The organism is Carnobacterium pleistocenium FTR1, assembly GCF_000744285.1.
In the GTDB taxonomy this organism is placed as follows: domain Bacteria; phylum Bacillota; class Bacilli; order Lactobacillales; family Carnobacteriaceae; genus Carnobacterium_B; species Carnobacterium_B pleistocenium.
On the sequence record NZ_JQLQ01000002.1, the window covers coordinates 1,328,359 to 1,350,501 of the forward strand.

The following is a 22,143-nucleotide window of genomic DNA, read 5'->3' on the forward strand; positions in this document are numbered from 1 at the left end:
AATTGTGCATCATAAGAAAAGTTGATCATCATCATAAGAACTCCTTTGTTATTTTTCTATTAAAGTTATCTTACTAAATGTTCGTATATGTGTCAAGCTTTAAATGAGAATTTAATTACAATTAGTGATTTGATAAGTAAATTGGTCTATCCATTATAGGCTGCAATGGTCTATTTGTTTTTCCGATAGTCCTTTTAAAAGCTTGAAGCAAGCCTTGACGCATAAATGTTTGATGACGAAATACGATCCAATCTACTGGTCCAGAAGTTGGAGGTGTGGTCAATGATCCTGCATAATGAAAAAATTGTTTGTTTTCAGGCAACAACCGTGTCAATTCAATTGGAACTGTTAGTCCTCTGCCAGCTACGCGTGGTTGTAATGCTCTTTCATCCACTGCGGCAAATAGTGTATTCATTGGACGTTCAGATGGCAATACTGTCACACCAACCACAAGAAGCTCATTCTTCGCAGAGCGATGAACTAGATGAAGTTCTAATGGGAAGGATTCCTGATTGATTTCATGCTCGCTTGGCAAATGAAAATGCAGATCTTCTAAAAAATATCTTTTGTGATTAAATATAACGGTGTTCAGCTTTTCATTTGTTTTTGGTGATAAATGAACTGTATGGGTAAAAAAAGATGATTCAAATAACGTTTTATTATAGTTAAATATCAGCGACTGCTGCGAAATCGTTGAGGTTATCTGATCCTCATCCAACGCTATGGGCGATTGCAAACTTTCTGTTTCTGCTTGATAAAAAGCGGAACAAATCGTTTTCCAATTGTCTGGTCCTCTATCTCCTTGGTAATTCCATTCCATTTGTTTCCCCTCCTACAGGCTTTCAAGAATTATTGTAACTTTTTTTGTGAAAAGGTTGCAACTATTTCGTACTAATTTTCTAATACCATTTTTCTTACAAAAAGTGGTATAATTAAAAATACAGCACTAATAGGACTAACTGACTCTATTAGTTAAATAGAATCGATTGAAACAATTGATTACGAAAGAAGGGATATATATGTCATTTGATGGTATTTTTACCCATGTGATGGTAGATGAATTAAGCACCGCACTAAAAAATGGACGAGTATCAAAAATCCATCAGCCTTATCCAAATGAAATGATTATTGTTATGCGAGCAAATGGTAAAAATCATAAGCTGCTATTATCCGCTCACCCAAGCTATGCCCGTATTCAATTAACGGAAATTCCTTACGAAAACCCAAGCTCTCCCCCAAATTTTTGTATGATCATGAGAAAACATCTTGAAGGAGCTATCTTAGAAGATATCCAACAAGTCGGCAATGATCGTGTCATCCATTTTAGATTTAAAAGTCGAGATGAAATCGGAGATGTCCAAAATGTTATCTTGATCGTAGAGTTAATGGGTCGCCATAGTAATATATTGCTTATTGAGCAAGACACACAACGCATTTTAGATACAATCAAACATGTTCCGACTAGTCAAAATTCGTTTCGCTTTATTATGCCGGGGGCTACGTACCAAACTCCGCCCCATCAAGATAAATTGAATCCTTTTGAAACAAGTAGTGCTGAACTTGCTGAATTAATGACTTCGTTTGAAGATCAAGAGTTACCGTATGAAAAAAGATTGCAACATCTCTATCAAGGAATCGGTGCGGATACAGCTAAGGAACTTTTGTATCGTAGCGAAAATAACGTTCAAAATTTACCGGTCTTATTTGATTCGTTTATGACCAGTGTTCGTAAAGGGAATATTTCTCCAACCTTGACGATTGGTCCGAAAAAAGAATTTTTCACTCCCCTTCCCTATTTAAGTATTGAAGGAGAACGGGTGGGCCTTTCTACTTTGAGTGAATTGTTAGATAGATACTATGAAAGTAAAGCAGACCGAGACCGTGTTAAGCAACAAGGATCAGATCTGATCCATTTGATTCAAACAGAACTTCAACGCAATAAGAAAAAGATGAAAAAACTCAAAAACACGTTAGCTGAAACAGAATTAGCCGATGATTATAGAGTACGAGGCGAATTGTTGACGGCTTATCTTTATAAAATGACTAAAGGACAAAAAGAAGTGTCCTTAACGAACTTTTATGATGAAGAAAAACCAATGACGATTCCGCTTGATCCAAGAAAAACACCTTCTCAAAATGCGCAAAAATATTTTTCGAAATATCAAAAATTAAAAAATGCAATCGCATTTGTAAACGAACAAATGCGGCTAACGCAAGAAGAAATCGTTTATTTGGAATCCGTTTCAACCCAAGTGGAATTAGCTACTCCAAAAGATATGGCGGATATTAAAGAAGAATTGATCCAGCAAGGCTATATCAAGAAAAAGAAAACGAAGAAAAAACAAAAACAAGCTAAATTAAGCAAGCCAGATCAGTACCAATCTTCAGATGGGACAACGATTTTAGTTGGGAAAAACAATCTACAAAATGATCAGTTAACCCTTAAGACAGCACGAAAATCCGATATTTGGCTACACACAAAAAACATTCCTGGGTCACATGTGATAATCCAATCTGCTGATCCTAGTGAAGAAACGATTTTAGAAGCTGCTAATATTGCGGCATATTTTTCTAAATCACAGTTATCAGCATCCGTTCCAGTAGATTATGTTGAAGTAAAGAAAATAAAAAAACCAAATGGTGCAAAACCAGGTTTTGTCATTTACGAGGGGCAACGGACCGTATTTGTAACACCTGATAAAGAGTTAGTGAACCAATTAAAAGAGTAAAAACTAAAAGTAGCGCATACCTGTTAAAAAAGGTGTGCGTTACTTTTTTATTTATTTAGCCAATTGGTTGGATCTTTTTTCCACTCTTTTAAAAGAGCGATTTCAGTTGCATCAATTAGTCCTTTTTTTAATGCTACTTCAATCAAAGCAGAATAATTGGTCAACGTATTTAATTGAATCTTATTTTCCGAAAAATTCCCTATTCCTTGTGGTAACTCATAAGTAAAGATTGCAGCAACTCCTAAAACGTGAGCTCCTTCGCTGGTTGCTGCTTTCACCGCTTCAATGACACTTCCCCCAGTGGAAATCAAATCTTCGATTACGACCATTTTCTGATTAGGCGCTATTCGCCCTTCGATTTGATTTCCTTTGCCATGATCTTTCGCTTTGCTTCGGATATAAACCATCGGCAAATCCAATAATTCTGCTACCCATGCCGCATGAGGAATGCCAGCCGTTGCCGTTCCAGCAATAACTTCTACTTCTGGATAATGGGCTTTGATCATTTCGGCTAATCCATTTGCTATGTCCCGGCGCACTGCTGGGTAACTCATCGTAATTCGATTGTCACAATAAATTGGACTTTTCATTCCACTAGCCCACGTAAAGGGATCTGTGGGATTTAGACTTACCGCTTCTATCGTTAACAGTTTTTCAGCGATCTTTTTTTCATTCGTCATGTTACTTGTTCACTCCATTCCATTGTTCTTTTATTGCCTGATAAGCCGCTAAAGGGTCTTCCGCTTGCGTGATAGGACGGCCAACAACAATATAGGAAGCTCCTTCTTTTTTAGCCATAGCGGGCGTAGCGACTCGTTTTTGATCGCCAATAGCGATTCCTTCTGGACGTATTCCTGGAGTGACACATAAAAATTCATTAGCTGTATATTCTTTTATTTTGCGTGCTTCTAAAGCAGAACAAACGACACCATCTAACCCTGCTGATCGCGTTAGTTTGGCATAATGGATGACACTCTCCATTAAGGACACAGGAATCAGTTGTTCTTGCTGCATGGCTTCTTGTGTGGTCGAAGTTAATTGGGTGACCGCAATTAGTTTAGGCCGTTTCTGACCAATTGGTGTGCCTGAAACGATTCCTTCCATCGCAGCTTCCATCATTGCTCGTCCGCCCGCAGCATGGACCGTTAGCATGTCGACCTCTAATGCAGCTATTCCTTTCATAGAACGTTGGACCGTATTAGGAATATCGTACAGTTTTAAATCTAAAAAAACACTATGACCTAACTGCTTAAGTCTTGTTACGATCTCCGGTCCGTTTTGATAAAACAATTCCATCCCCACCTTAACAAATAACGATTCCGTATTAAACTGGTCTAGAAACTGGTTAACTTGAGGCAACGTTTCAAAATCTAACGCGATAATGGGCCTATTTGTCATCTTTTTGGCCTGCCTTTACCTCTTCTATCAGTGATTCAATAGATGCAATGCCCAACTCGTCCATTCGTTTAGGCAACGCCTCGATCAATTCTTTGCAAATCATTGGATTAGCATAATTCGCCGTACCAATTGCGACTGCACTGGCCCCAGCCATAAACATCTCAAGCACATCATCGACGGTTGAAAGTCCGCCCATGCCAATAATGGGAATCGATACTGCCCGCGAGACTTGATAGACCATCCGGATCGCGATCGGTTTGATGGCTGCACCAGAAAGTCCGCCTGTCTTATTCGCTAAGACAGGTTTTTTGGTCTTTAGGTCAATGCTCATTCCCAATACCGTATTGATCATACTGATCCCATCCGCTCCACCTTTTTCAGCCGCTTGGGCTATTTCTACGATATTGGTTACATTCGGAGTCAACTTAACATAGATTGGAACGGTGGCCACTTCTTTAACGGCTTTAGTGATTTCATAAACAGATTCCGGACTAGAACCAAAAGTTAATCCGCCTTCTTTTACATTTGGACAAGAAACATTGATCTCAAGTGCCCGGACTACCGGAGATTGGCACAATTTTTTTGTGACTTCACAGTAATCTTCAATCGTTGTACCGGCTACACTTGCGATCACTGGTGTATTAAATTGAGCTAATACAGGCAACTTTTCGGCTACGATCACATCTACACCCGGATTTTTCAAACCTACTGCATTCAAGACCCCCGTTTCTAAATGGTGGTAGCGTGGATTCGCATTCCCAGCACGGGCATCAATCGTCGTTGATTTAATGATGATGGCACCTAATAAATCGTAATCATACTTGTCCAGGTAACTTTCGCCAAAACCAAATGTTCCACTGGCTGGCATAATCGGATTCTTCAACTCTAGTCCTGGTAGTTTTACTGCTAAGCGATTCATTTAATAGCCCCCATTTTTTTTAGTCCGATGGATCTTGTTATCTTTTTAACCTGTTAATTATAACGGGCTAGTCATGAGGTTACGTGATTCAAGTACATTAAGAATGGCTGATACTGTATCCAGTGACGTTAATAAAGGGATGCCTTGCTCGATGGCTGCTTTCCGGATCACTTTCCCATCATTTACTACCCCGATTCCGATAGTCATCGTATTGATCACTACTTGAACCTTGTTTTCTTGGATAAGACCCAATACGGTCTCATCAGCTGCTTGTTGGATCTTTGCCACGATTCTTACGGGCAGGTGATGTTCCGCGAAGTACTGTCCGGTCCCTTCCGTTGTTACGATCGTGTAGCCAATCTCATAAAAACGTTTGGCTAAGGCTAGGGCTTCTTCTTTATCTTCATCAGAGATGGTGAATAAAACCGATCCATGGTCATACAAATGCATGTAGCTTCCTTCAAAAGCTTTATAAAGGGCCTTCTCTAGCGTTGTATCGCTTCCCATGACTTCTCCTGTCGATTTCATTTCAGGTCCTAGTAAGGCGTCTACCTTTTGCAATTTAGTGAAGGAGAACACGGGAGCTTTTACATGGATCAGCGCAGACTCTTTGTACAATCCATCGGTATACCCTTGTTCTTTTAACGATTGGCCTAAAATTGCTTTTGTCGCTACTTGAGCCATCGGAATCCCAGTCACTTTACTTAAAAACGGCACCGTACGACTGGCACGAGGATTTACCTCGATGACATAGACCGTATCGTTATTGATCACAAACTGAACATTCATCATGCCCAAACAATTCAGACCAAGAGCTAAGCGCGTGGTGTAGTCGACGATCGTATCTTGGATTTCTTTTGACAAGGATTGAGGCGGATAAACGGCCATTGAATCTCCTGAATGGACACCCGAGCGTTCAATATGCTCCATAATGCCCGGAATAAGGACCGATTCCCCATCACAGATCGCATCTACTTCCACTTCTTTTCCGACTAAATAGCGGTCAATCAAAACGGGGTGTTCAGGTGAAGCTTTGACTGCATTTCGCATGTAATTTTCTAAATCTGGCTGTGTGTCTACGATCTGCATCCCACGCCCGCCTAAAACGTAACTTGGACGAACTAACACGGGGTAGTTGATTCGATCGGCAATGGCGACAGCTTCTTTTTCAGTTGTCGCTGTCGCTCCTAAGGGTTGAGGAACTTGAAGTTCATTCAAGGCTTGTTCAAATAAATCACGATTTTCAGCTCGATCCAAATCTTCTACACGCGTTCCTAATAAGGTCACACCCATTTCCGTTAACGGCTCTGCCAAGTTAATGGCTGTTTGCCCTCCGAACTGAACGATCACACCAATGGGTTGCTCTAGGCGAATGACGTGCATCACGTCTTCTAAAGTCAGTGGCTCAAAATACAATTTGTCTGAAATTGAAAAGTCAGTCGAAACGGTTTCTGGATTGCTGTTCATGATGATGGCTTCATAGCCTGCTTGTTGGATGGCTTTAACCGAGTGGACTGTGGCGTAATCAAATTCTACCCCTTGTCCGATTCGAATGGGACCAGATCCTAAAACTAAAACCGATGGCTTTTCTGACACGATGCTCTCGTTTTCTTCTTCATACGAACTATAGAAATAAGGCGTGTTGGATTCGAACTCTGCTGCACATGTATCGACTGTTTTGTAAACCGGGACAATCGCATGTTCATAGCGGATAGCCATCACTTCTCGTTCGGTAATATTCCATAATTGAGCAATCGCGTTATCCGAGAAGCCGTATTCTTTGGCCGTAGTCAATACATCAATATCTTTAACATGTTGCTTCAGTTCCTCTTCTAACTCTACAACATGTAGCAACTTATCTAAGAAAAACAAATCTATTTTGGTTAAGTTTGCCAAGTCTTCAATCGTATAGCCGCGGCGAATACCTTCTACCAAGTAGAATAAGCGATCATCTTCGGCTTTGATGATTTTTTCAATCAGCGCTTCATCTTCGGCTTGGGAAGCTTCCTCTAATAAGACATGAGGTGCTCCTATTTCTAGCGAACGTACCGCTTTTAACAACGCCTCTTCGAGTGTCCGGCCGATTGCCATAACTTCACCTGTAGCTTTCATCTGTGTCCCAAGTCGACGATCGCCGTGTTCAAATTTATCAAACGGCCAACGCGGGATCTTCGCAACGACATAATCAAGTGCGGGTTCAAACTCAGCATACGTTGTCCCAGTCACTGGGTTCTTCATCTCATCAAGCGTTAAACCGACGGCGATTTTTGCGGCTAATTTAGCGATTGGGTAACCCGTTGCTTTACTTGCTAAAGCTGAAGAGCGACTGACACGCGGGTTCACTTCAATGATGTAATAATTTGAACTAGCTGGGTCAAGGGCTAATTGAACATTACACCCTCCTTCAATCTCTAAAGCGCGAATAATTTTTAAGGATGCATCGCGTAGCATTTGATGCTCTCTATCCGTTAAAGTTTGGGTGGGAGCAAAAACGATTGAATCGCCGGTATGGATCCCAACTGGATCGAAATTTTCCATGTTGCAGACCACGATCGCATTATCGTTTTTGTCTCGCATCACTTCGTACTCAATTTCTTTATAGCCAGCTATACTGATTTCGACTAAACATTGACTAACTGGCGATAATTTTAGCCCATTCGTAACGGTCTCTTTCAACTCTTCCTCATTATCACAAATTCCTCCACCAGTTCCCCCTAAGGTAAAGGCTGGACGAACGATGACTGGAAAGCCAACTTTTTCAGCAAATAACAAAGCTGCTGCAACGGTATGGACGATATCGCTTTCGGGTACAGGTTCATTTAATTCATGCATCAATTGACGAAATAAATCTCTATCCTCTGCTTGGTCGATCGCGCTTAATTTGGTTCCAAGCAATTCAATACCTAATTCCTCAAGGATGCCAGAATTGGCTAATTCCATAGCCATGTTGAGTCCCGTTTGTCCGCCTAGCGTTGGCACGATAGCATCTGGGCGTTCCTTGCGTAAGATACGCGAGACAAACTCTAAGGTGATCGGTTCGATGTAAACTTTATCCGCAATTTCTTTATCCGTCATGATCGTAGCTGGATTAGAGTTGACCAATACGACTTCGTACCCTTCTTCTCTTAAAGCTAGACACGCTTGAGTACCCGCGTAATCGAATTCAGCTGCTTGACCAATAACGATCGGCCCTGAGCCAATCACCATGATTTTCGTTAAATCTGTCCGTTTAGGCATTCTTTTTTGTCTCCTTCCAAGCATCCATTAATTCCATAAATTGATCAAACAAGTGAGCCGCATCGTGTGGTCCAGGAGCAGCGTCCGGGTGGTATTGGACACTGAACACGGGATGATAGCGGTGCTTGATTCCTTCTACCGTTTCGTCATTCAATTCGATATGGGTCACAAGCAGTTTTTCTTTATCAATCGAATTGGCGTCGACTGCATAGCCATGATTTTGTGAAGTGAAATCGATTCGTCCCGTTGCGATCTCTTTAACTGGATGATTAAATCCGCGGTGACCGAACTTCATTTTAAACGTACTAGCTCCATTGGCTAACGCTATCAATTGATGACCTAAACAAATACCAAATACGGGCAGTTGCTCTTGGATGCTTTGGATCATCGTAAGTACCGTTGGGATGGAAGTCGGATCTCCTGGACCGTTAGTCAACATCACTCCGTCTGGATGTAAGCTGAGGATCGTTTCAGCCGTTGTATCATAAGGCAGTACCGTCACGTGACAATCTCTTTTATTTAATTCTTTTAAAATGCTATGTTTTAGTCCGAAATCAATCACAACCACATGTTTGCCTTCACCTGGACTAACGTATGGCCGAGTGGTTGACACTTGAGCCACTTGGTTCGGTGGGAAAACAGTCGCTTTTAATTGATCAAAGGCATGCTTGATATCATCTTCAGCATCAATGATCAATCCGCGCATCGTTCCTTGTTCGCGAATCAGTCGTGTGAGCTTTCTTGTATCGATACCCGCTATTCCAGGTATGTTTTTGATTTTCAAGAATTCATCTAAACTCATTTGAGTTTTCCAATGAGAGGGCACGCGCGCAAATTCTTTTACGATCACAGCTTTCGTGGTTGGGTCAATGGATTCAAAATCTTCTCGGTTGATTCCGGTATTCCCAATCAAGGGATAAGTAAAGATCAACATTTGGCCATTATAGGATTGATCCGTAATGGATTCTTGATACCCTGTCATGCCCGTTGAAAAAACGACTTCGCCGGTTGCATCATTTGCAGAGCCAAAACCTCTTCCTTTAAAAATACTTCCATCTTCTAGCAGTAATAATCGTTTCATTTTCTTTATCCCTCCTGATAGACTAATTTGCCATCGACAAACGTCATGGTTGTTGTCCCTTTAACAGCCCATCCGATAAAAGGGGTATTGCTGGCTAACGAAAGAAACTCTTCGGCTCTGATTTTTTTGGTAGTGGTTAAATCGAAGAAAGCTAGATCCGCTTTTTGACCAATTCCAAGCGTTCCGCCGGCTAACTGAAATACTTTTGCTGGTTTGTAAGCCATCCAATCGATCAGTTGAGCAAGCGTTACGATCCCTGTCTCAACCAAATAGGTGTACAACAATGAGAAAGCTGTTTCACTGCCCACAATCCCAAAGGGTGAACCCACCATACCCCCTGCTTTTTCTGCTTGACTATGCGGCGCATGATCTGTTGCGATCAAATCGATTGTGCCGTCTAGTAATCCATCGAGCAACGCTTGCCGATCTTCTTCTCCTCTCAATGGAGGATTCATCTTATAGATGCTAGAGTCCGTTGGGATATCGTTCTCCGTTAACAACAAATGATGTGGGCTTACTTCAGCCGTTACGTTGATACCTGCCCGTTTGGCATCACGAATGACCCGCACGCTTTCTTTTGTTGAAACATGGCAAACATGGTAGTGAGCTCCGGTTGCCTCACTCAACAAAACATCTCGTGCGATTTGACTGGCTTCAGTCACATTCAGGATCCCTGGCAGCCCCAATTCCTTGTTGCGCGTTCCTTCATGCATCACCCCGCCAAACAATAGCGAATCATCTTCGGTATGGGCCACGACAACCGTTTGATTTTTGGCGGCTTCTTTCATGGCTAGATACATCGTACCAGCTGTTTGAACTCCTACACCGTCATTTGTGAAGGCAAAAGCTCCTGCTGCTAATAAATCGGTTTGGTTGGTCAAGGTGTCACTGCGTAAGTCCATTGTAAGTGGCGCATATTGCTTCACTTTTACAACAGCATCTTGGGTTATTTTTGCTTGTAAAGCGTTCATTTTTTCAGCTGTATCCGGTGCTGGTTGTACATTTGGCATGGCACAAATGGTTGTAAATCCACCGCGTGCGGCTGCCATCGTGCCTGATTTGATGGTTTCCTTGTAAGAAAAACCTGGTTCTCTTAAATGAACATGGACATCGATCAAACCTGGTGTAACGAATGCTCCGTGAGCATCAATGATTTCATCTGTGGCTGAACTAAGCGCAGCCAGATCTTCTCCAATGGCTTGAATCGTTTCTTGCTTGATCAACAATTCAATGGGCATATATTCTTCTTTTTGATTCAACATGGTGGCATTTTTTATCCAAATCATCTAGTCATCTCCTGAGGTAAGCATTAATAGCAGTTTTTTAAGTTAACTTAGTTTCGTCCAGCGATGATGGCTTCTAAAATAGCCATTCTGGTAAATACGCCATTTGACATCTGGGTCACGATTCTTGACCGGTCACACTCAACAAGTGAGCTTTGCAATTCCACATCGCGATTGACCGGTGCTGGATGCATGATGATCGCTGAAGGTTGCATTTTTTGTTCCCGTGTTTCGTTCAAGCCATAATCAGTCAGATACGTTTCAATGCTGACTGCTTCGTGGATTTCATGACGTTCATGCTGCACACGCAACAACATCACAACATCTACTTCAGGTACCAGCTCATCCATCGCTACATAGGTGCCATAGTCACTAAAAGACTCGTCTATCCATTGAACCGGACCAGAAAAGAATATTTCTGCTCCAAGACGCTTTAGCATAGTCATGTTTGACTTAGCGACTCTTGAATGTTTCAAATCGCCTACAATGGCTATTTTCAAGCCGTCAAAATGGCCATATTCCTCATAAATCGTCATTAAATCCAGTAAACATTGGCTTGGGTGCTGACCTGTGCCGTCTCCTCCATTGATGATGGCGCATTTAATGGAAGGACTAGTAATCAATTCCGTATAGAAAGCTTCTTTACTGTCACGAATGACTGCAATGTTCGTTCCTAAAGCTGACATGGTCAATACTGTGTCGTAAAGGCTCTCCCCTTTTTTGATGCTGCTTGTGGAAGGTTCAAAGTCAATGATTTCAATGCCTAATTTCTTTTCCGCCATTTCAAAACTTTTATGGGTACGCGTGCTATTTTCAAAAAACAAGTTTACCGCATAAAGAGGTTCCACTAATGGAGGCAAAATCGTTCCTTTTTTAAATTGCATTGCCCGTTTAATTAAAGTCAGTACTTCTTTATTGGTCAGATCCTCTACAGAAACAAAATGGTTTAAAGAAATTGGTGCAGCAATTTTAGTCATCATCTTTTTCCTCCTGGTCTTTTTTTGTGAGAGTAGCCAGACGGTATAAAAAAAGAACCTAAAGTTTTATTGAGAACTTTAGGTTCTAGCATAATTCTCCCTGATTTCGTGTTGGCTGTACATTTTCAGCACAAAATCTAGGCGATATTATAGTCATGACCTTATTAGTCTCACTGGGCTAATTTAAAGTTTCATTTGATTGTTATTTAGTTAGTTTTTGAATCAGAACATGATCTTCTCCGTCAAGTTCTTCGACACCGACTTTGATTTGTTCTTCTAAAGAGGTTGGGATGTTTTTACCAACAAAGTCCGCACGAATTGGCAGTTCTCTGTGCCCTCTATCGACGAGTACTGCTACAGAAATTTTGCTTGGGCGACCAAAATCCATTAAAGCATCCAAAGCTGCACGAATCGTTCGACCTGTATACAAGACATCATCAACCAAAATCACTTGTTTGCCCTCAATGGATACAGGGATGTTTGAGCCGTTTATTTGAGGTTCAGCAGCAGAACTTGAATGGACATCATCTCGGTAAAGCGAAATATCTACTTCTCCTACAGGAATATCCACACCTTCTAATTGTTTGATTCGATCAGCGATTCTCCGCGCAAGATAAATGCCGCGTGTTTTGATACCAATTAGAATGAGGTCTTCGATTCCTTTATTTCTTTCAATGATTTCATACGTAATACGAGTTAAGGCACGTTTTACAGCAGCTTGATCGACTACTTCTACTTCTGATTTGATTGACATGTTTTTCCCTCCAACTTTTCATACCACTTTAATAGAATTGGCCAATAAAAAATGCCCTCTTAACCTTTAATGGTCGAAGAGGGCATATTACGGTTGAGTAATATAAGAGAAGGCAGAATTGCCTTTTCTTACTATGCTCCTTCTTAGTCTCACAGGACTAGGATTAAAGGATAAATTTTATTGTTCTGTTACCACTGACTATACAGAGCGTCTTTAAAAAAGTCAATTAAAAACTTATTCTTCTCTTAGTTTTGTTAATGTCTCTTCAAACAATTGCGGTAACGGCGCCTCGAAAGTAAGAAATTCATCAGTCGTTGGATGTTTGAATCCTAGTACTTGGGCATGTAAAAATTGTCCTTTGCCTTCTAAGGTTTTTCTAGGGCCATAGATTGGATCTCCAGCTAACGGATAACCAATATATTTCATATGCACTCTGATTTGGTGCGTTCTGCCCGTTTCTAGTTTCAATGAAACTAACGTGAAGTCTTTAAACCGTTCAAGAACAGTAAAGTGGGTGACAGCTTCTCTTCCGCCATCAATAATATCTTGTTTTTTACGGTCTAATTTTGAGCGTCCCAGTGGAGCATCGATCGTTCCTTTTTCATGAGGGATCACACCATGAACGAGGGCAATATACTCTCTCAAAGAGGTTTTATCTTTTAATTGAGCGGCCAATTTTTCGTGAGCGACATCATTTTTAGCAACCATCAACAAACCAGAAGTATCTTTGTCGATACGGTGAACGATCCCAGGACGAATAGTCCCATTGATTCCAGACAAATCTGTGATGTGGTACATCAATGCATTCACTAAGGTTCCTGTTTGATGACCAGCAGAAGGATGAACGACCATTCCTTGTGCTTTATTTACCACTACGACAACGTCATCTTGGTAAACGATTTCGATGGGGATATTTTCTGCAAGCACTTCTAAAGAGACAAGCTCTGGTTCGATAACGACAATAGTGTCTCCCACTTGTACTTTGTAATTGGATTTTAATTGTTCGCCATTTACTAGTACTTGTCCTTCTTTGATCCATTGTTGGATATGTGAACGGGTGATAGTTGGCAACAATTCAGTCAACACTTTATCTAAACGGCCCGTTTCTTCTTTGATAATAAAATTATGTTCTTGTAACATACTTGATCTCCTTTTTTTAAACCTTCTCTTTGAAATATAAAAATGGTTTAGTGTTTCTTTTTTTCATTTCTTTCGTCTATGAAAACAAAAATAATCATTAGGAAAACTCCAACGCTTAAAGACATATCCGCTACATTAAAAATCGGAAAATTAATAAATTCTAAACGAACCATATCAATAACATATTCAAATCGAATGCGGTCAATGAAATTCCCTACTGAACCAGCTAAAATAAGTGCTAACGCAGTGGAAAATAAGCGGCTTTGTTTGCCAAATTTTTGCAAATAATAAATAACCACACTTACTACTACGATGGTTACAAGATAAAAGAACCACATCTGCCCTTCTAAAATGCTCCAAGCCGCGCCGGAATTTTGAATGTACATCCAAGATAAGACATTTGGAATAACTTCTACTATTTCAAATAAGTCAATATTTTGCACGGTTAAATATTTAGTGAACTGATCAACGGCCACTATGATGGCTGCTAAGATATAATATATAAACATATTAGCCCTCTCTTTACCTCATTCTGTTTTACACTTACTCTGCCATTTTACACGATTCTCTAGTCAAGAGATAGTTTTTTATTTTTTTATCGGTTGCTTTTCTAGATTAAATAATTGCGCATATTGCTTTAGAAAACATGAAGCGTTTGCTATAATGAAAAAAGTTGTTCATTTAAACCTGAATATGCTAGTGGATTTTTTGGACAGGCTTTTATTAAATCAATGGTGGTTAAACTATAAAGGAGTTTTGTAGAAAATGAAGAAAAAATACTTAGTGACACATCTATTTGCAGTATCGTTTTTTTTAGCTGCTTGTGGAAACAATGATGTTGCAGAAGCTTTAGAATCAACTTCATCAGTTGACAGTCAAAAAGAACAAATCGTTAGTGACTTAAATGCCATTACCGAGCAAGAAAAAAGTTTGCAAAGTGCCTTTGAAACAACTCTCTCTCAAGATGAGTCTTTGAGTACTCTTGCAGATGGGACTTCTAGTGTTTTTGAAAATGTTGCTACTCGTTCCAACTCTCTTTCAAAACTAAAAGAAACGACCTCATCTATGAAAGATGAACAGATTCTCTTAGACGAAAAAACAAGCGCTAAATTGCCACAAGATGAGATAGATAGATTAACAACGAGTATGGCAGAATTAACGGGTACACTAGAGGAATATGTCACTCATTATGAAACAGTATTAGCAGAGCAAGAAACATACTTTACAGATCTTGGTAAAGAGGAAGCCACTTATGAAACACTCACTACTGGCATGGAAACGATCAATGAACATGATAGCAAAACAAAAGAAGTGCTCTTACAATTGGATCAACAACTGGTTGAAGTCCAAGATGTGTATAACAACACAACAGAATCTCTTAATAAATTAGATGAATCTTCAAACTAACTTAACTACAAAGGAGTCCTTAAAGTGAAAAGAATCTTATTAGGAGTATCCCTTATGAGTGCTTTTGTCTTAAGTGGATGCCAAACGTCTAGCGCAGCAGATCAAGATACGCGCAGTTCAGTTGTTGCTGTCACGAGTGAAAGTCAACTAATTGAAGAAGCGGCCAATGAAGCAAGTAGTACCGTTCAACGGTCAACAGAAGCTGACCAAGAAGTCCCTGAGAAACAAGAAGCTTACCGTTATCGAATCAACGCGGCTACTTCAGTTGTTGAACCAATTGATGCAGAAAGCGACTCGAAAGTGGCTCTTTTAACTTTTGATGACTCTCCTGACCAACATGCGGTAGAGATAGCTGAAAAATTAAAATCAATTAACGCACCTGCCATTTTCTTTGTAAACGGGATGTACATAGAATCAGATGAAGGAAAAGAAAAGTTAAAACAACTTTATGATATGGGATTTGACATTGGGAATCATACCCAAACTCACCCCAACTTAAGTACGATCAGTCCTGAAGAACAACGAGAAGAAATTTTAAAAACCAATGAATTGATTTATGAAGTAACAGGTGAAAAGCCGCACTTCTTCCGTGCACCACATGGGGTAACAACTGAAATGTCAGACACTGTTATGGCAGAAGAAGGCATGGTTTCAATGAATTGGACTTATGGATACGACTGGGAAGCTGATTATCAAACTAGTGAAGCCTTAACGGATATCATGCTAAACACCGAGTATTTAAATGACGGAGCCAACTTATTGATGCATGATCGTAAGTGGACTAATGAAGCAGTCCTTTCAATTGCGGAAGGTTTGATTGACAAAGGTTATACATTAGCGGATCCTAAACTTATTGAACTACCTGAAAGAGAGGAATAAATGACTATGAAAAACAAAGCATCATTCTGGCTTGGATTACTAGCAACAGCAACTGTTGGGTTCTCCCCTCTTGTTGTATCTGCTGAGGAAAATCCTGAACCGACTTTACTAGAAATAAATACAAAACCCATCTTGAACACTCCTGCTGAATTTCCTTCAAAATTTATTTATGATAGCGGAGTTGATATTGTCTATCCCGAAAATGGCGTCAAAGGCATTTATGTTACGGCCTATTCGGCTGGTGGAACAGATAAACTGAAAGAATTAACGAACTTTGTTCATTCTAGTGGCTTAAATGCTATGGTCATTGACGTCAAAGATGATGTTGGACATATGACAATGGATCTTAAATCTGAAAATGAGATCGTTCAAAAGAGTACTCAAAATTACGTTTCTGATCCAGCGTCTATGATGAAACAACTTGAAGAAAATGAAATCTACCCTATCGCTCGTGTTGTGGTATTTAAAGACACCTTATTAGCCGAAGCTAAACCTGACCTTTCATTTAAAAAAGCAGACGGCACTGTTTGGAAAAACGGTAATGGAGATGCTTTTGTTAATCCCTTTTCTAAAGAGGTGTGGGATTACAATATCGAAAGAGGTGTGGGATTACAATATCGAAGTGGCTAAACAAGCTGCTAAAATGGGCTTTAAAGAAATCCAATTTGATTATGTTCGCTTCCCAGAAGGTTTTGAAAACGAGAGCGAATCATTGAACTACTCTCTTGGCGATTACGAAACTAGCGACTTAGATGACGTTCAACAGCGAGTTACAGCGGTTGGTGATTTCGTGAAATATGCTCGTGAAGAGTTAGATCCATATGGTGTTGAAATTTCGGTAGATATCTTTGGTTATGCCGCTACTGTTCCAGAAGCACCTGGTATCGGACAAAACTTTGCTAAAATCTCTGAAAATGTGGATGTCATTTCTTCAATGATTTACCCAAGCCATTGGAACGCTTACTTTGGGATCAACAAACCTGATTTAGAACCTTATAATTTGGTCTCTGAATATATGAAAGTAGAAAATAACTTACTTTCGGGATTAGACACACCGCCTAAATCTAGACCTTGGTTGCAAGATTTTACCGCTTCTTACTTAGGAGCAGGAAATTACCAAAACTATGGTGCAGCGCAAGTCGAAGATCAAATACGTGCTTTGCATGACGCGGGAGTAAATGAATTCTTGCTTTGGGATGCTTCTAACAGTTATACGCCAGGCGTCAATTATAATATGGAATAAACAGGCATATAATAAAAAGCTTCATATCTTTTTCAAACCAGTAACCAAAGTACCCCCTTCTATTATGGAGGGGGTACTTTGGTTACTGGTTTTTATGTTAACTATTGAATTATCAGTGGGCTCTTTTATTTTTTAGTCTGCTGCAAAGTTTAAAATGACGGTTGTTTAATTTTGTTTTTTGATTCAGAATATATTATATGATCGAATCTTTTAGAAGGTTTTTATCAAAAAATAATTATACATATTTTTTCAAGCAGCATGACAATAAAAATAGACTTTTTCTTGTACTAAAGGAGTGACATAATGAAAATAAACAAAAAACAATTTTGGATCCTAGCAATTTCATATGCAGCTGTAACATTTATTTTGAATAATGTACTTCATACGACTATAGGTAGCTTTTTAATGCAATTAAGTTCCTTAGCTTTAGCCCTTGGACTAATGTTATTTACATATAAAATACTTGAAATCTTGATCAAACAATTTATCTACAATCGTAAAAAATAATACGCTACTTTTTCACTTTTAAGTTTACAGACCATTTTCTTTATACTTGTCATTATCTAATCATAACTAACTTTTTTTTAACGGATAACTATAAAAGTAGGATAAGGAGAACTGAACTACTAGTGATTACTTTATTAGAAAATATCAATGAAGTAGCAACAATCTTGTTACTTTTAAGCACACTAATTTATTATATAAGTTTACGAAGAAAGCGAAAGAACCAATCACTAACAGCATTCGAAAAAGCAATGTATATAATAACATCTATTTCAATATTTTTATACGTTTATAGTTTCTTTGCTCTCTATTTTAGAACTTAATAAAAAACAGAAATCTATAATGACACCAAAAAGTTACATAGAATAGTTCATTATGAAAAAAATAATTGAGTTTGTAACAGTTTTTATTTTGGTAAGTGGATTAGGTTTGTTGTTTGATTCTAGAATATAGAAGTTGCAATTGATTATCCAAATAGTGGGTAGACTGGAATAAAGCACAGAGTAAAATGGGTACAATTATAGTTAGTGGTTGGCTCCAAAATGATTAATGATCTTAATACGAGAAAGGAGCTAATTTATGAAGAATAATGATGAATAAAAAATTATAGATGCCATTAGCAAAGCCTATTCAGATCCAGAAATAAAAAAAGATAGTGAATTTTCTCAAGCATTATTTGACTAGGCTAAAAAGATTTCTGATGGGGATGATTAAAAACTTATTTGTGTAAAATTAAGTAGAAAAATCAACTCTTACTTAATGGCTAACAAGTTTAATTTAAATGCGATTGTTGGCAAAGAAGTTGCGAATTACAGAGGAGCTTCTTCTATTAGTATGTGGGGTTCCAATCTTTTCTACTAAACTTTTGACTATCATAATTTTTTAAAAAAAACAATACAATTGTATGAATTAAAATCCCAAACAGCAATTTAATAACGTCTCGCTAATTTCAACTTCATTGATTCCAACATAGCGCTTCGTGATTTTCTCGCTACTATGACCAAAAATTTCCATCAGAGTGGCCACGTCTTTGGTTAATTCATATAATTACTAAATAATAGTGGATTTAGGTACAATATTAAAGCTAATATTAAAAATAATCCTGTTGTTGCCCAAGGTGTAACTAGTATAGTAATAACCGCAATTAGTATGTCTAAACTACTACTTATGTAGATGGAAATTTCCAATTTTTTGTTGTTCTCTAGATAATTCTTTAAAATCTTTTAATTTAAAAGGTGCAATAGTTCAGTACCTCACTATTGCGGAAGAAAAATTATCTTTTGAAACTTTAATCATAGCGATTATTTTCATCAAAATTAGAAAGACCATAACCGAAATTAATATGTAACTCATCATTAAAAAAACTTCTTTCATTTTTTATTTCTAATCTGTCTTAAAAAGGCATATTAAACAAATTATGTAATTTTAAGGAATTTTAATAATATAAATTGGTTTTCCTTTGTCATCGACAATGTTAAGCGTTTCAGCCTTTTCAGCAAAAGAATTATCCCATCTTACTTTTAATTCCTCACTGTTTGCACGTAATAAATTGAGGTCAGTTCGTAACATTAAATTAACTTCTTTTCCTCCTTCAGTTCGGTCTAATGAATAGAGAGAGAGCGTTCTATATGCCGGGAGATAATTAACTTTCAACTCTAAAGTATACCCTTCATCATTATTTTCTAAAGAAGCAGACTTAATTTGATTATAGTTAGAAATTGTTTCTACTCGACCGGGTTGTCCTGTTGAAATCCAAACAGCAACTAGACTAATCAAAATTATAAGAATAGACAAAATAATTATTGTCTTTTTGTTTTTCTTTCTTACGTTTGTATCTTTGGTGATTTTTTTTACTAAGAATTTATCATTCTTTAACAATTCATCTAAAGAAATGTTCAATTCATCAGATAACAAAACAATGGTTTGAATATCAGGATACTGACTTCCAATTTCCCAGTCAGAAACTGTAGAATGAGCAACATTAGTTTTCTTAGCCAACTCTTCTTGGGTCATACCAAATTCTTTCCGCTTCTGTTTTATTCTTTCCCATATTTCTATTAGAGTTTCCTCCTCATTCAATTAACCATAAGTTTAATTAAAAGTAGCAACAGTAATGGTAAATTGCAAATTTTATATATAACCATACTATACTAGAAATAGAGACAAAATTAAAATTTATAAGTGGTAGTTTATTTCTCATCTCCATAAATTAAAAACCTAATCTAAAATTCAATAAAGTCTCGCTGATTCCATCTTCATTGATCCCGATATAGCGTTTCGTGATTTCCTCGCTGCTGTGACCGAATATTTCCATCAGTGTGGCCACGTCTTTGGTTTTCTTGTAATAGTTGGTAACCAACTGTCTTGCGCAACGTGTGTGGCCAAATATCGTCTCTTACTAACAGCTTAGCGACCTTTTGAAACATCTGGTAGACTGTATTGACTTCTAAATGCCCACCTTTAGTACTGGGAAACAAATAGTCCTCTGGTTCTAGGTCTTTTGTATAATCTTGGATCAAGTCCTGCAAACTACTCAAATATAAAATACGTGTTTTTCCTGTTTTATTTTCGACAATACGGGGGGTTTTTGAGGAAATCAGGTCTTTTTTCTTTAATTTAATAATGTCTGACATACGTAAACCGCTATTAATCACGATCAAAATAGGAAAACGTCCCGATTCGCATTTTTATTGCGCCTTAAACAAAATAAAAAGTCGTTTATTTCTTGCTGCGTTCTTAATGGTTGGACGTTATAACTCATTATGACCCCACTTACTTTTAACAAAAAATATAATTTTAGATATAATGTAAAAGTATATTACATAGAAGATTAAAAAGTATCCCCAACTAACTAAACTATTCCCTACTGTTAAAAAATCTAGCATAGGTAACTGACTTTGAGTGAAAAAAGTTAAAAAAATAGCCAAAATAACTGTTATGATTGTTAATAAAATGTCTTTTGCTTTTTCCTTCATCTTAAGTCCTCCATAATTTAAATTTAACACATGCTTTTGTCTATCATATCACGAAATCGTGTATTGGAGAGCACTATAAAAAAAAGAACCCTATAGAGGTAGGATTCTGGATACCCGTTTTTATCCAATTTCATGTATCCATAAAAAATAATTATTTATAAACTACTTGAAATTCTTCGCAAACAACTGGAATGTTATCATGAATCTCAAGATTTCCTTCTTCATACCATTTTGTAAATAATTCAGTGTGCTCTTTTCTCCAAGATTCTAATGATTTATCGCCTTCGCCTTCTTTAAAGGCATGCTTCTCAGAAACTTCAAGAAATGGAATAATCGAAACTTTGGTAGTTTTTGTTATACAAAAAGCCTCATCTTTGCTATCTAATATAATGTTAAAATCATTTACTTGTGGCAATGGATCACTATCTAATGCATATAACTCATAAGCTGAAGCTGTAGCAGTTTTAATACCTTGCAATGTCAATTCTGCTAGTTCATCAGGAATGGCTCCAAAACTCCATGCATTGTAGCTGCTATCCTTATATTCTGACTGTTGTTTTATAAAATTCTCCCACATTTGTTTTGCTTCCATAAAAATCTCCCCCTTGGCTATCTTCAATTATGAGTTATTCTATTCAAATTTCAAGATACGATTACTACTTGATACATGATTTTATGTAATTTCATGTATCTAATATCTAATATCTAAATTGATAAAAAGACTTTATTTGAGCATTTATTTATTCTTATCCTTTTTTTTAGCATTCTCATAATAGAACCAACATCCAAGTAGCACAAAAAATAGCAAAATTAAATTATCTACAGCTGGTGTAAAATCTATAGTCATTTTTAGCATAACGGCTAGTATTACTAATGTTAATCCAATAGCAAATTGTTTTTTAGTTCTCATATCAAATCACTCCCGTTTTTTTATTCTATTGCTTTAATTATACAGTATGTTTAAAAAATAAAAATATTCCGTACAATTAATAAAAAAAATCGACTATTTTTTAAGTAGTCGATTTTTTTTATTATTAATCTGCTAGACTGAATTTTAATGAATCATTTATAAATATCTTTCCTGTGGCCAATCTCTAACATTAAAATAATGACTGTCTCGTCATTGATATCGGCAATTAAGCGATAATCTCCAATTCTATACCGCCATTCTCCTGAACGATTGGCGGTCAGTCCTTTTCCTTGTTTCCTAGGATCTGTACAATTCACTAGATTCTTTTGAATCCATCCCATAACTAAAAGAGATTGGTGTTTATCCATCTTTTTTAAAGCTTTTTGTGCTCCTTTTTCAAACGTTACTTGATAACGTGAATTCATTTAATCCGCTAACTCCTTTAGCATATCTTCAAAAGAAATACTTTGCGGATTTTCTTTGTGCTCAGACATAGCTTGGTTATATAAACTCAAATCAATTTCATCTTCAATTTTTTCTAAAACAGCATTTCTAAATAAAGCTGAAACAGAGATATTATTAGCTTTAGCATATTCTTTGATTAGTTGATCTTCTTGGTTATCAATTCTTAGGGATACTACAGTCATTAGAATCAACTCCTCTTCTTTTGTATATACATTGTAATACAAAAGAAGAGGAATTTCAAT

The 22,143-nt window shown here is 37.8% G+C and carries 23 protein-coding genes and 2 pseudogenes; 6 read left to right on the top strand and 19 right to left on the bottom strand.

The features are described from left to right. Positions 1–121 precede the first annotated feature (121 nt). Entirely contained in the window at positions 122–820 is a 699-nt protein-coding gene (locus BP17_RS06415; protein WP_035052711.1) for a carbonic anhydrase family protein, read from the bottom strand. A gap of 199 nt (positions 821–1,019) precedes the next feature. Here BP17_RS06415 and BP17_RS06420 point away from each other — a divergent pair, with 199 nt between their 5' ends. After that, entirely contained in the window at positions 1,020–2,729 is a 1,710-nt protein-coding gene (locus BP17_RS06420) for an NFACT RNA binding domain-containing protein (protein WP_035052713.1), read from the top strand. A gap of 47 nt (positions 2,730–2,776) precedes the next feature. On the opposite strand, the gene pyrE is transcribed toward BP17_RS06420, so the two are convergent. From pyrE to lspA, 10 genes are all read right to left on the bottom strand, one after another. Continuing rightward, positions 2,777–3,409 (bottom strand): orotate phosphoribosyltransferase, encoded by a 633-nt coding sequence (gene pyrE / locus BP17_RS06425; protein WP_035052715.1) that lies wholly within the window; start codon positions 3,407–3,409, stop codon positions 2,777–2,779. A gap of 1 nt (position 3,410) precedes the next feature. Then, the gene (gene pyrF / locus BP17_RS06430) at positions 3,411–4,127 is read right to left on the bottom strand and encodes an orotidine-5'-phosphate decarboxylase (RefSeq protein ID WP_035052717.1); all 717 of its coding nucleotides are present in this window, start codon (positions 4,125–4,127) and stop codon (positions 3,411–3,413) included. Then, positions 4,117–5,046, bottom strand: a complete 930-nt coding sequence (locus tag BP17_RS06435; RefSeq protein WP_035052719.1) for a dihydroorotate dehydrogenase — start codon at positions 5,044–5,046, stop codon at positions 4,117–4,119. The genes pyrF and BP17_RS06435 overlap by 11 nt, the downstream gene beginning before the upstream one ends. Positions 5,047–5,103: 57 nt before the next feature. Then, on the bottom strand, positions 5,104–8,283 hold the full coding sequence (carB, locus tag BP17_RS06440) for a carbamoyl-phosphate synthase large subunit (RefSeq protein ID WP_035052721.1): 3,180 nt from the start codon (positions 8,281–8,283) through the stop codon (positions 5,104–5,106). Continuing rightward, positions 8,276–9,364, bottom strand: coding sequence for a carbamoyl phosphate synthase small subunit (locus tag BP17_RS06445; RefSeq protein WP_035052724.1), 1,089 nt, complete (start codon positions 9,362–9,364; stop codon positions 8,276–8,278). Before BP17_RS06445 ends, carB begins: the two co-directional genes overlap by 8 nt. A 5-nt stretch (positions 9,365–9,369) precedes the next feature. Beyond that, complete coding sequence (locus BP17_RS06450) at positions 9,370–10,650, bottom strand: dihydroorotase (RefSeq protein WP_035052726.1); 1,281 nt, start codon at positions 10,648–10,650, stop codon at positions 9,370–9,372. A gap of 47 nt (positions 10,651–10,697) precedes the next feature. Next, a complete protein-coding gene (locus BP17_RS06455) occupies positions 10,698–11,624 on the bottom strand; it encodes an aspartate carbamoyltransferase catalytic subunit (RefSeq protein WP_084676433.1) in 927 nt (308 codons plus the stop codon). A 202-nt stretch (positions 11,625–11,826) separates the two neighbouring features. Further along, positions 11,827–12,378, bottom strand: coding sequence for a bifunctional pyr operon transcriptional regulator/uracil phosphoribosyltransferase PyrR (gene pyrR / locus BP17_RS06460; protein WP_035052730.1), 552 nt, complete (start codon positions 12,376–12,378; stop codon positions 11,827–11,829). 234 nt (positions 12,379–12,612) lie between these two features. Beyond that, complete coding sequence (locus BP17_RS06465; RefSeq protein ID WP_035052732.1) at positions 12,613–13,518, bottom strand: RluA family pseudouridine synthase; 906 nt, start codon at positions 13,516–13,518, stop codon at positions 12,613–12,615. A 47-nt stretch (positions 13,519–13,565) separates the two neighbouring features. Next, entirely contained in the window at positions 13,566–14,027 is a 462-nt protein-coding gene (lspA, locus tag BP17_RS06470) for a signal peptidase II (protein WP_035052736.1), read from the bottom strand. A 256-nt stretch (positions 14,028–14,283) separates the two neighbouring features. Between lspA and BP17_RS06475 the strand changes: the two genes are divergently transcribed. The 5 genes from BP17_RS06475 (at position 14,284) to BP17_RS06490 (ending at position 17,554) form a co-directional block, all read left to right on the top strand. Further along, a complete protein-coding gene (locus BP17_RS06475; RefSeq protein WP_035052737.1) occupies positions 14,284–14,925 on the top strand; it encodes a YkyA family protein in 642 nt (213 codons plus the stop codon). A 24-nt stretch (positions 14,926–14,949) separates the two neighbouring features. Beyond that, on the top strand, positions 14,950–15,804 hold the full coding sequence (locus BP17_RS06480) for a polysaccharide deacetylase family protein (protein ID WP_035052740.1): 855 nt from the start codon (positions 14,950–14,952) through the stop codon (positions 15,802–15,804). A 6-nt stretch (positions 15,805–15,810) separates the two neighbouring features. Further along, complete coding sequence (locus tag BP17_RS13735; protein ID WP_269544472.1) at positions 15,811–16,434, top strand: putative glycoside hydrolase; 624 nt, start codon at positions 15,811–15,813, stop codon at positions 16,432–16,434. Beyond that, positions 16,427–17,047, top strand: a complete 621-nt coding sequence (locus BP17_RS13740; protein ID WP_269544473.1) for a putative glycoside hydrolase — start codon at positions 16,427–16,429, stop codon at positions 17,045–17,047. The genes BP17_RS13735 and BP17_RS13740 overlap by 8 nt, the downstream gene beginning before the upstream one ends. 303 nt (positions 17,048–17,350) lie before the next feature. Further along, on the top strand, positions 17,351–17,554 hold the full coding sequence (locus tag BP17_RS06490) for a hypothetical protein (protein WP_035052743.1): 204 nt from the start codon (positions 17,351–17,353) through the stop codon (positions 17,552–17,554). A 906-nt stretch (positions 17,555–18,460) separates the two neighbouring features. Here the strand turns inward: BP17_RS06490 and BP17_RS13275 are convergent. From BP17_RS13275 to relB, 8 genes and pseudogenes are all read right to left on the bottom strand, one after another. Beyond that, positions 18,461–18,595, bottom strand: a pseudogene (locus BP17_RS13275) (tyrosine-type recombinase/integrase); the annotation flags it as partial. 381 nt (positions 18,596–18,976) lie between these two features. Then, on the bottom strand, positions 18,977–19,630 hold the full coding sequence (locus tag BP17_RS13070; protein ID WP_269544474.1) for a helix-turn-helix domain-containing protein: 654 nt from the start codon (positions 19,628–19,630) through the stop codon (positions 18,977–18,979). 130 nt (positions 19,631–19,760) lie between these two features. Next, positions 19,761–20,312: pseudogene (locus BP17_RS06500) on the bottom strand (tyrosine-type recombinase/integrase). Beyond that, positions 20,302–20,526: a hypothetical protein gene (locus tag BP17_RS06505; protein WP_051910473.1), complete on the bottom strand. Its 225-nt coding sequence runs from the start codon at positions 20,524–20,526 to the stop codon at positions 20,302–20,304. The pseudogene BP17_RS06500 and the gene BP17_RS06505 overlap by 11 nt, the downstream one beginning before the upstream one ends. Positions 20,527–20,677: 151 nt before the next feature. Beyond that, positions 20,678–21,118, bottom strand: a complete 441-nt coding sequence (locus BP17_RS06510) for an ASCH domain-containing protein (protein ID WP_035052748.1) — start codon at positions 21,116–21,118, stop codon at positions 20,678–20,680. Positions 21,119–21,262: 144 nt separating this feature from the next. Continuing rightward, a complete protein-coding gene (locus BP17_RS13375; RefSeq protein WP_156956009.1) occupies positions 21,263–21,436 on the bottom strand; it encodes a hypothetical protein in 174 nt (57 codons plus the stop codon). Positions 21,437–21,588: 152 nt separating this feature from the next. Further along, entirely contained in the window at positions 21,589–21,861 is a 273-nt protein-coding gene (locus tag BP17_RS06515; RefSeq protein ID WP_035052750.1) for a type II toxin-antitoxin system RelE family toxin, read from the bottom strand. Then, positions 21,862–22,083, bottom strand: coding sequence for a type II toxin-antitoxin system RelB family antitoxin (gene relB / locus BP17_RS06520; RefSeq protein ID WP_035052752.1), 222 nt, complete (start codon positions 22,081–22,083; stop codon positions 21,862–21,864). Between the last annotated feature and the right edge of the window lie 60 nt (positions 22,084–22,143).

Excerpts from the sequence above, each read along its gene's own strand:
- pyrE (WP_035052715.1), bottom strand. The coding sequence starts at position 3,409 with ATGACGAATGAAAAAAAGATCGCTGAAAAACTGTTAACGATAGAAGCG.
- BP17_RS06465 (WP_035052732.1), bottom strand. The coding sequence starts at position 13,518 with ATGTTACAAGAACATAATTTTATTATCAAAGAAGAAACGGGCCGTTTA.
- BP17_RS06515 (WP_035052750.1), bottom strand. The coding sequence starts at position 21,861 with ATGAATTCACGTTATCAAGTAACGTTTGAAAAAGGAGCACAAAAAGCT.
- pyrR (WP_035052730.1), bottom strand. The coding sequence starts at position 12,378 with ATGTCAATCAAATCAGAAGTAGAAGTAGTCGATCAAGCTGCTGTAAAA.
- BP17_RS06475 (WP_035052737.1), top strand. The coding sequence starts at position 14,284 with ATGAAGAAAAAATACTTAGTGACACATCTATTTGCAGTATCGTTTTTT.
- BP17_RS06445 (WP_035052724.1), bottom strand. The coding sequence starts at position 9,364 with ATGAAACGATTATTACTGCTAGAAGATGGAAGTATTTTTAAAGGAAGA.
- BP17_RS13375 (WP_156956009.1), bottom strand. The coding sequence starts at position 21,436 with ATGAGAACTAAAAAACAATTTGCTATTGGATTAACATTAGTAATACTA.
- carB (WP_035052721.1), bottom strand. The coding sequence starts at position 8,283 with ATGCCTAAACGGACAGATTTAACGAAAATCATGGTGATTGGCTCAGGG.
- lspA (WP_035052736.1), bottom strand. The coding sequence starts at position 14,027 with ATGTTTATATATTATATCTTAGCAGCCATCATAGTGGCCGTTGATCAG.
- BP17_RS06490 (WP_035052743.1), top strand. The coding sequence starts at position 17,351 with ATGAAAATAAACAAAAAACAATTTTGGATCCTAGCAATTTCATATGCA.
- BP17_RS06510 (WP_035052748.1), bottom strand. The coding sequence starts at position 21,118 with ATGGAAGCAAAACAAATGTGGGAGAATTTTATAAAACAACAGTCAGAA.
- BP17_RS06435 (WP_035052719.1), bottom strand. The coding sequence starts at position 5,046 with ATGAATCGCTTAGCAGTAAAACTACCAGGACTAGAGTTGAAGAATCCG.
- BP17_RS13735 (WP_269544472.1), top strand. The coding sequence starts at position 15,811 with ATGAAAAACAAAGCATCATTCTGGCTTGGATTACTAGCAACAGCAACT.
- BP17_RS06455 (WP_084676433.1), bottom strand. The coding sequence starts at position 11,624 with ATGACTAAAATTGCTGCACCAATTTCTTTAAACCATTTTGTTTCTGTA.
- relB (WP_035052752.1), bottom strand. The coding sequence starts at position 22,083 with ATGACTGTAGTATCCCTAAGAATTGATAACCAAGAAGATCAACTAATC.
- BP17_RS06450 (WP_035052726.1), bottom strand. The coding sequence starts at position 10,650 with ATGATTTGGATAAAAAATGCCACCATGTTGAATCAAAAAGAAGAATAT.
- BP17_RS06415 (WP_035052711.1), bottom strand. The coding sequence starts at position 820 with ATGGAATGGAATTACCAAGGAGATAGAGGACCAGACAATTGGAAAACG.
- BP17_RS06420 (WP_035052713.1), top strand. The coding sequence starts at position 1,020 with ATGTCATTTGATGGTATTTTTACCCATGTGATGGTAGATGAATTAAGC.
- BP17_RS06505 (WP_051910473.1), bottom strand. The coding sequence starts at position 20,526 with ATGAAGGAAAAAGCAAAAGACATTTTATTAACAATCATAACAGTTATT.
- pyrF (WP_035052717.1), bottom strand. The coding sequence starts at position 4,127 with ATGACAAATAGGCCCATTATCGCGTTAGATTTTGAAACGTTGCCTCAA.